An 8908-nucleotide genomic window follows, 5' to 3' on the forward strand; every position below is an offset into this window, starting at 1 on the left:
TCCACACGATCGGGCGGGCCACCCCGCCGGGCAGCACAAGCCCCTGGATCACCAAGTATATCTTCCCCGGCGGCTATGTGCCCGCCCTGTCGGAAATGTCGGCGGCGGTGGAGAAATCGGGGCTCTACCCCACGGATGTGGAGGTCTGGAGGCTGCATTACGCGGAAACCCTGCGCCACTGGTATGACCGGTTCATGGCCCGCGCGGAGGAGGCCGAACAGCTCTACGATGCGCGCTTCGTGCGGATGTGGCGCTATTACCTCAAGGCTAGCGAAATGTCGTTCCGCCATGCCAAGCAATGCGTGTTTCAGATGCAACTCGCCCGCCAGCAAGAGGCCGTGCCGCTGACGCGGGACTACATGAGCAGCTGAGCTGGGATCTCTCCGCGCAGGGAATTGCCTAGGGAAATCGCGCGGGCGCTGCGCAGCATGTCGAGGGTGACGGGGGTTTCTTCAACCTCTCCGCTGGCCAGCCGTTCCTCGCGCAAAATGCCCGGCAGCAGGCCGGAAGACAGCGGCGGCGTGATCCTGCGACCATCTTCAAGCGTCACGAAGATGTTCGTAATCGTCCCCTCGCAGACCTCATCTTGCTCATTGACGAACAGATATTCGTCAACGCCATCGGGCAGGGCCGCCCGCGCCCCGTCATAAAGCGCCCGGTTCGTGGTCTTGTGCATCAGCCAGGGGTCATTCGACCGCACCCTCTGAGGGTGAATCGCCATGCGCCACGTCCGGTCTGGCGCGGGCGGTAAGGGAACGGCGGTAAGTTCAAGATCACCGGCAGCCCCAAGCGTCAGGCGACACCGCATAGCGCCCTGCCCGGTCAGGCCTGCGGCCCGCTTCTGCGTAGCATCCAGATCGAAGGGAAAGCCAAACGCACCGGCGCTGCGGGCCAGTCGAGCAAGGTGCCGGTCGAGCCGCCTTGCGCCCTCCCCCGGCCACCAGCCGAAAGTTTCGATCAGGCGGGTTCTGGCTGGAACCGGCTCAGGAAACGGGCTTTCCACAGCGCCTCCTCATACTCCGATGCGGCCGTCGAATCCCAGACCACGCCGCCGCCCACATTCAGCACCGCGTGCCCGGTCTTGTCACGGATCAGCGTGCGGATCGCGACGCTGAATTCAGACCGCCCATCCGGCGCGGCCCACCCGATGGCGCCACAATAGATATCACGCGGCCATGGCTCCAGCTCGCGGATCACCTCCATCGCGCGTATCTTGGGCGCGCCGGTCACGGACCCGCAGGGATGCAGGGCACGCAGGATGTCGGCCAGCCCTGTGCGATCACGCAATTGCCCCTCGATCAGCGATACCATCTGGTGCACGGTCGTATAGCTTTCGACGGTAAACAGCTCCGGCACCTTGACGCTGCCCGCCACGCAAACCCGGCTGATATCGTTTCTCAGCAGGTCCACGATCATCAGGTTTTCAGCAAGGTTCTTTTCGTCGGTCTTCAGAAAGTCGCGCCGCGCCGCGTCTTCTGCCGGATCGGCAGACCGGGGCTGCGTGCCCTTCATCGGTCGCGTCTGGATGCGGCCAGAGCTGTCGGTGCGGAAGAACAGTTCCGGCGAGCGGCTGAGAATATCGGGGCCATCCATCTGCTCGATCAGCGCGCCGTGGCCGACGGGCTGCCCGTCGCTCAGCCCCTCGTAAAGCGAGGCGGCGGAATACCCGGCAAGGTCGAGGTCGATCGGGAAGGTCAGGTTGGCCTGATAGAGATCCCCCGCGCCGATCAGCCCATGCAGCCGCTCGAAGGCCTGCGCGTAACGCGCAGAACTCCAGCGGGGGGCGATGTTTCGCGGCCGCAGAACCGTGCGAGACCCCGATGTTGCGGGCTCCGGCCGGTCGTAGACGCCGAAACACAGCAACGGCATCTTGCGCGCCTCCGGCATCAGCGGCGCGAGCCTTGGGTCCAGAGCATATCCCAGTTCATAGCTGGCATATCCCGCCAGCCATGCCCCGCCCGCGCGGGCAAGCTCCATCTCTTTCAGCGCCCCGGCCACGTCATCTGCATCCCGCGCGATGATCAACGCGCGCGGGGATTCGAACTTTCTGCGCCCAGACCCAAGTCCGTGATCGAAGGTGATGCGCATGTCAGATGTCGACTCGTGGCTTGATTCCGCTTGCACCCCAGATAGGTGCAAATGCCACCGACGGACACCCCCGGACGCGACAGATTGAGATTCATTCCAGACCCCCCTTGCGCCCGGGGTCTCCATCCCTATAACGCAGGACAATTTGCGTACGGTGCCATCGCACCGGCGTCTTGCCTGCTGCCGGGGAAACGACATGCCGAAAAGAACCGATATCCAGTCCATCATGATCATCGGAGCGGGGCCAATCGTAATCGGCCAGGCCTGCGAGTTCGATTATTCCGGGGCCCAGGCCTGCAAGGCGCTGCGCGAGGAAGGCTACCGCGTCATCCTTGTGAACTCGAACCCGGCCACGATCATGACCGACCCCGGCCTTGCCGATGCCACCTATATCGAACCGATCACGCCCGAGGTTGTGGCCAAGATCATCGAAAAGGAACGCCCCGACGCGCTGTTGCCCACCATGGGCGGGCAGACCGGTCTGAACACCTCGCTGGCGCTGGAAGAAATGGGCGTGCTGGACAAGTTCGGCGTCGAGATGATCGGTGCCAAGCGCGACGCCATCGAAATGGCAGAGGACCGCAAGCTGTTCCGCGAGGCGATGGACCGGATCGGGTTGGAAAACCCCAAGGCCACCATCGTCACCGCCCCCAAGAAAGAAAGTGGCAGCGCCGATCTGGATGCGGGCGTGCAGATGGCCCTGGACGAGTTGGAAGAGATCGGCCTGCCCGCGATCATCCGCCCTGCCTTTACCCTTGGCGGCACCGGCGGCGGCGTCGCCTATAACCGCGAGGACTACATCCACTATTGCCGCACCGGCATGGATGCCTCGCCCGTCAACCAGATCCTCGTCGATGAAAGTCTGCTTGGCTGGAAGGAATACGAGATGGAGGTGGTACGCGACACCGCCGACAATGCCATCATCGTCTGTTCCATCGAAAACGTGGACCCGATGGGCGTGCATACCGGCGATTCCATCACCGTGGCGCCTGCGCTGACGCTGACCGACAAGGAATACCAGATCATGCGCAACGGCTCGATCGCCGTTCTGCGCGAGATCGGGGTCGAGACCGGCGGGTCCAACGTGCAATGGGCGGTGAACCCCGCCGACGGGCGCATGGTGGTGATCGAGATGAACCCGCGCGTGTCGCGGTCCTCGGCGCTGGCCTCCAAGGCGACGGGTTTCCCGATTGCCAAGATCGCTGCGAAACTGGCCGTGGGCTATACGCTGGATGAGCTGGATAACGACATCACCAAGGTCACGCCCGCGTCGTTTGAACCGACGATCGACTATGTGGTCACCAAGATCCCACGCTTTGCCTTCGAGAAGTTCCCCGGCTCCAAACCCTACCTGACCACGGCGATGAAATCCGTGGGCGAAGCCATGTCCATCGGCCGCAGCTTCCACGAATCCGTGCAGAAGGCGCTGGCTTCGATGGAAACCGGCCTCACTGGCTTCGACGAGATCGCCATCCCCGGCGCGCCCGACAAGGCGGCGGTGTCCAAGGCCCTGTCGGAACAGACCCCGGACCGGCTGCGCGTTATCGCCCAGGCCATGCGCCATGGTTTCTCGGATGACGAAATTCAGGCGATTACCGCCTTCGACCCGTGGTTCCTCGCCCGTATCCGCGAAATCATCGACGCCGAAGAGGTGATCCGCCGCGACGGCCTGCCGGTGACAGAAGAGGGCCTGCGCCGGGTCAAGATGATGGGCTTCACCGATGCCCGACTGGCCAAGCTGACGGGCCGGGACGAGGGCAATGTGCGCCGCGCCCGCGTGAACCTTGGCGTGACCGCGCAATTCAAGCGGATCGACACCTGCGCCGCGGAATTCGAGGCGCAGACGCCTTATATGTATTCAACATATGAACACAGCGTCATGGGTGAAGCAGAATGTGAAGCACGCCCCACAAGTGCCAGAAAAGTCGTGATTTTGGGTGGTGGACCCAACCGGATCGGCCAAGGCATCGAATTTGACTATTGCTGCTGCCATGCCTGTTTCGCCCTGACCGAAGCGGGTTACGAAACGATCATGGTCAACTGCAACCCCGAGACCGTGTCGACCGACTATGACACCTCGGATCGCCTCTATTTCGAGCCGCTGACTTTCGAGCATGTGATGGAGATTCTGCGCGTCGAGCAGGAGGCCGGAACGCTGCATGGCGTCATCGTGCAGTTCGGCGGCCAGACGCCTCTGAAACTCGCCAATGCGCTGGAAGAGGCTGGCATACCCATCCTCGGCACCTCGCCCGACGCCATCGACCTGGCCGAAGACCGCGAGCGGTTCCAGGATCTCGTGAACCGGCTTGGGCTGAAGCAGCCCCATAACGGCATCGCCTCGACCGACGACCAGGCGCTGGCCATCGCGGAAGAGATCGGCTTCCCGCTGGTGATCCGCCCTTCCTACGTTTTGGGGGGGCGCGCCATGGAAATCGTGCGCGACATGGACCAGCTGCGCCGCTACATCAACGAGGCCGTAGTCGTGTCGGGCGACAGCCCGGTGCTGCTCGACAGCTATCTCGACGGCGCGACAGAGCTGGACGTGGACGCGCTCTGCGATGGCAAGGAGGTGCACATCGCGGGCATCATGCAGCATATCGAGGAGGCTGGCGTGCATTCCGGCGACTCCGCCTGTTCGCTGCCGCCCTATTCGCTGCCCGCCGATGTTCTGGACGTGATCAAGGAACAGACCCACGCATTGGCGCTGGCGCTGAACGTCGTCGGCCTGATGAACGTGCAGTTCGCGGTGAAGGATGGTGAGGTCTACCTGATCGAAGTGAACCCGCGCGCCAGCCGCACGGTGCCCTTCGTGGCCAAGGCCACAGACAGCGCCATCGCCTCCATCGCCGCACGGTTGATGGCGGGTGAGCCTCTGGCGACCTTCCCGATGCGCGCGCCCTACCCGGAGAACGCCAAGCCCGGCACCCTGCCAGAGGCCGATCCGATGACGCTCGCCGATCCGATGATGCCCTGGTATTCGGTGAAAGAGGCCGTCCTGCCCTTCGCCCGCTTCCCCGGCGTCGATACGATCCTTGGCCCAGAGATGCGTTCGACCGGCGAGGTCATGGGCTGGGACGTGTCCTTCCCCCGCGCTTTCCTGAAGGCGCAGCTTGGCGCGGGCACTGTCCTGCCGTCTGAGGGCCGCGTGTTCCTGTCGATCAAGGATGCCGACAAGGGCGCGCTGATGCTGGAAGCCGCGCAGATCCTGATTGATCTGGGCTTTACCCTGGTTGCAACCCGCGGCAGTGCCAGCTGGCTGGAGGGTCACGGGCTGGCCTGCGAGACGGTAAACAAGGTCTATGAGGGCCGTCCGAATATCGTCGATCTGCTTAAGGATGGCGAGATTCACCTGGTCATGAACACGACCGAAGGCGCGCAGGCGGTGGAAGACAGCCGCGAGATCCGCTCGGTCGCGCTTTATGACAAGATCCCCTATTTCACCACCGCCGCCGGAGCCCATGCCGCCGCTCTGGCCATGCGCGCGGCGCGCGAAGGCGATCTGAACGTGCAAAGCCTTCAGGCCAGCCCCGCCGCCTGATCTCTTTTCGTCTTCAAAAGATAGCGGCCCGTGCCTGTCCGGTGCGGGCCGTTTCAATTGGGCCGGAGCGGGGCCAGAAGATCCTCCGAATAGAGCGTATGCTGTGCTCGCCCCCGGTTCTTGGAGGCATAGAGCGCGACATCGGCGTCATTCAGCATCCGGTCCGGCGTCGGGTGATCATAGCGCGAGGCAAGGACCGATCCGGCACTGGCCGAGATGCGGCAAGGCTGACCGTCGAAGATCGTCGGTTCCTCCAGCCGGGAAATCAGCCGCGCGCCGATGGCCTCCAGCAGGTCAGGGTCATCGCAATCGCGGAAAAGCAGCACGAATTCATCGCCGCCGACCCGCGCCACGATATCGCCGCCGCGGATTTCCGAGCGCAGGATATCGGCCACATGGGTCAGCACATGGTCGCCCGCCGCGTGGCCGAGGCTGTCATTCACCTCCTTGAAGAAATCAAGGTCCAGATGCATCAGCCCGAAACGCGGCACCGGCACCTCGGTCAGCGCCAGCAGGGCCGCATCCATCGCCCGCCGGTTGGCCAGCCCTGTCAGCGTGTCGGTCAGGGCCTGCTGTTCCGCAGCCTGCCTTGCGCGTTGCAACCGTTCGGTCAGCTTGCGGGATTCGCGGGCGATGGCGGCATTGGCCTCTCGCAGGTAGAGCAGGTCAACCGTTTGATCACATGGCGATAAATCCTTCAGCGTCAGACCGCAATCATCCACGGCCTTGGCAAAGGACAACCCGAGCGATAGTTGGATCAGCCCACCCACACCGGCAGGCAACCCCACCACGATGCCGCGGAATTGCAGATCGGGCCGGCAGCGCAGGCACAGGGTCAGTCGCGCGCCCTGCAGGGATAGCAGCGCCTCCAGCGTTCGGGCGGATCGGGGGCGTTGGAGGTCGATAACATCAAACAGCGGCTGCCCCCGCAGATCCCGAGCAGCAATCCGAGACAGGGTCGGGCCGACCCGGTTGATCAGCTCCGACGGGCCGACCCAGAGATGCATGGGCATCAGCTGGTCCAGCGCGGTCCCCGACAGACCGATGACCCGATCCTGGATCATGCCACCCGTCCCCCAAGGGTAAAGCTGCGCCCGGAGGCGAAGGACTGATCGACAAGGTCGATCACCACGCGTTCAACGCCATCTTCGCCCTCTTCCGCCTCGAAGAAGGCCAGCGCGCCGTAGTCATCGGCCATTGCCCGCAACGCCCCGAGAAACACCGACCCCGCCCCGGGCAACCCCCATCGGACCAACAGGACGAAACGGTTATGACTGTCATGCTGGATCGTCAGGTCGGGCATATCGAGATCGGGCAGCGCCAGCCGGGCCCGGCCCGAAAGATCATCCAGCGATTGCAGGAAGTCGAAGAACGAGTCGCCGCCAAAGCGCATCAGGCGGCGCAGGCCTTCCTGGTTTGGATGCGACAGAAGGTAAGTGCCCAGATCCTCCAGCAGGGTGCAACGATCCTTGTGCAGCACGGCAGAGGCCGCAACGATCACCTCACCTGTCAGGCGATCCTCGTAATGCAGCATGGATTCGAACCCGCCCGCCGGCAGTCCCGCCTGGCTCAACACTTCGTCCCAGGTCACCTCTCCATAGGTGTCGATCAAAAACCCCTGCAGGGCACGGTTCACAAGACCATGCATTCTCAGGCTCCCTTCAACTGCCGCTCGGGTCTAGACCCAAGAGGTTAAGAAGCCGTTACAGGGGGCCCTCCCGCTCCGTGGTCGGGAAAGCCATGATCTCAGAAATCGGTCGGCGCGCCGCCCTCGGCAATCCGGCGATCCACGAATGCGCGCAATTCCTCCTTCACCGCCTCATCCATGGCCGGAGCCTCGAATTCCGCGATGATCTTCTTGTAGATCTTGTTGGCCCGCTCCGCCGTCCAGGTGCCGCCATCCGCTTCCCAGGCCTCATAGTTGCGCCAGTCGCTGGCGAAGGGGGAATAAAACGCGGTCTGATAGCGGTCCTGCGTGTGCTGCACGCCAAAGTAATGCCCGCCCGGCCCCACTTCGCGGATCGCGTCGATGGCGATATCCTCGTCCGCCGTCGCCCATAGCTGCGGCTCGAAATAACGCTGGATCATCTGCAAGACTTCGCAATCCATCACGAATTTCTCGGGGCTCGCGATCAGCCCGCCCTCCAGCCAGCCCGCCGCGTGATAGACCATGTTGGTCCCCGACTGCACCGCCGACCACAGCGAATGGCAGGTTTCCCACATCGCCTGACCGTCGGGCACGTTGGCCGCACAGACGCCGCTGGCGCGCATCGGCAGCCCGTAGAACCGGGCCATCTGCCCGGTCATCTGGGTGGCGCGCATATATTCCGGGGTGCCAAAGGCAGGTGCGCCCGATTTCATGTCCACATTCGAGGTAAACGTGCCGATCGCCACCGGGCAGCCCGGCGCGATGAATTGCAGCAGCGCGATCGCGGCCAGCCCCTCGGCCAGGCTCAGCGTCACCGCGCCCGAGAGCGTCACGGGGGCCATGGCACCGGCCAGCGTGAAGGGCGTCACCACCACGCCCTGCCCCGCCTCGGCCAGGATCATCGCGCCTTCCAGCATCGGGAAGTCGTGCTTCAGGGGCGAGACCGAGTTGATATTGGTGTACATATGCGGCGTGGCGCGGAACTCTGCCTCCGTCAGCCCGCCCGCGATGCGCACCATCTCCATCACGTCCTCGACCCGCTCCCGCCCGAGCGAATAGGCATGGGCCACCTTGTCGGTCAGCGTCAGTTTTTCATAGAGGCATTCCAGATGCCGGACCGAGGCGTGCACATCCACCGGCTCCGGCGCATAGCCGCCCGCGAAATGGATACAGTTGAAATACTGGGTAAGCTTCAGAAATTCCTTGTAGGTCTCGAAATCACCGGATCTCTTGCCGCGATCCATATCCCATGCATTGGGCGGCGAGGAGACATTTCCAAAGACAATGTGATTGCCACCGATAATCAGTTTCCGGTCGGGATTGCGCGGGGTGATCGAGAATTGGTCGGGCGCGCGCGCCACCATTTCCATCACGAAATCCTCGTCCATCTTCACGTTTTCGCCCTCGACCTTGCAACCGGCACGGGCAAGATGGTCGCGTGCGACCGGGTTCAGGAACTCGATGCCGATCTCCGACAATATCCGCATGGCACCCTTGTGGATCGCCTGAACCCCCTCGGGGGGCATCGGTTCGGTCGGGCGGTCGGGGTTGACCGGCAGGCGCCAGGGCATCTGGTCGATGGCGGCATGTCCGGCACGGTCTGCGTGGCCGCGGCGTCCGCCGGCACGGCGGCG

Annotated in this window: 7 protein-coding genes; 2 read left to right on the forward strand and 5 right to left on the reverse strand. The window is 63.7% G+C overall.

Annotated elements, in window-relative coordinates:
- A partial coding sequence (locus BKY26_RS00965; protein ID WP_193600163.1) for a class I SAM-dependent methyltransferase occupies nt 1-371 on the forward strand: 371 nt, incomplete at its 5' end.
- Here the strand turns inward: BKY26_RS00965 and BKY26_RS00970 are convergent.
- Nucleotides 356-1003: an aminotransferase class IV family protein gene (locus tag BKY26_RS00970; RefSeq protein ID WP_071688533.1), complete on the reverse strand. Its 648-nt coding sequence runs from the start codon at nt 1001-1003 to the stop codon at nt 356-358. The genes BKY26_RS00965 and BKY26_RS00970 overlap by 16 nt on opposite strands.
- Complete coding sequence (locus BKY26_RS00975) at nt 958-2088, reverse strand: aminodeoxychorismate synthase component I (protein ID WP_071688534.1); 1131 nt, start codon at nt 2086-2088, stop codon at nt 958-960. The genes BKY26_RS00970 and BKY26_RS00975 overlap by 46 nt, the downstream gene beginning before the upstream one ends.
- A gap of 196 nt (nt 2089-2284) precedes the next feature.
- Between BKY26_RS00975 and carB the strand changes: the two genes are divergently transcribed.
- Nucleotides 2285-5626, forward strand: a complete 3342-nt coding sequence (carB, locus tag BKY26_RS00980) for a carbamoyl-phosphate synthase large subunit (protein WP_071688535.1) — start codon at nt 2285-2287, stop codon at nt 5624-5626.
- A 53-nt stretch (nt 5627-5679) separates the two neighbouring features.
- On the opposite strand, the gene BKY26_RS00985 is transcribed toward carB, so the two are convergent.
- From BKY26_RS00985 to BKY26_RS00995, 3 genes are all read right to left on the reverse strand, one after another.
- A complete protein-coding gene (locus BKY26_RS00985) occupies nt 5680-6690 on the reverse strand; it encodes a GGDEF domain-containing protein (protein WP_071688536.1) in 1011 nt (336 codons plus the stop codon).
- Nucleotides 6687-7274: a heme NO-binding domain-containing protein gene (locus tag BKY26_RS00990; protein WP_071688537.1), complete on the reverse strand. Its 588-nt coding sequence runs from the start codon at nt 7272-7274 to the stop codon at nt 6687-6689. Before BKY26_RS00990 ends, BKY26_RS00985 begins: the two co-directional genes overlap by 4 nt.
- A gap of 98 nt (nt 7275-7372) precedes the next feature.
- The coding region (locus BKY26_RS00995) for a trimethylamine methyltransferase family protein (RefSeq protein ID WP_071688538.1) at nt 7373-8908 on the reverse strand (1536 nt) is incomplete at its 5' end.

This window comes from Nioella sediminis (assembly GCF_001879695.1).
Lineage (GTDB): Bacteria > Pseudomonadota > Alphaproteobacteria > Rhodobacterales > Rhodobacteraceae > Nioella > Nioella sediminis.

Bases quoted from the DNA above. Each gene is read 5' to 3' on its own strand.
- BKY26_RS00975 (WP_071688534.1), bottom strand. From the start codon at position 2,088: ATGCGCATCACCTTCGATCACGGACTTGGGTCTGGGCGCAGAAAGTTC.
- carB (WP_071688535.1), top strand. From the start codon at position 2,285: ATGCCGAAAAGAACCGATATCCAGTCCATCATGATCATCGGAGCGGGG.
- BKY26_RS00985 (WP_071688536.1), bottom strand. From the start codon at position 6,690: ATGATCCAGGATCGGGTCATCGGTCTGTCGGGGACCGCGCTGGACCAG.
- BKY26_RS00990 (WP_071688537.1), bottom strand. From the start codon at position 7,274: ATGCATGGTCTTGTGAACCGTGCCCTGCAGGGGTTTTTGATCGACACC.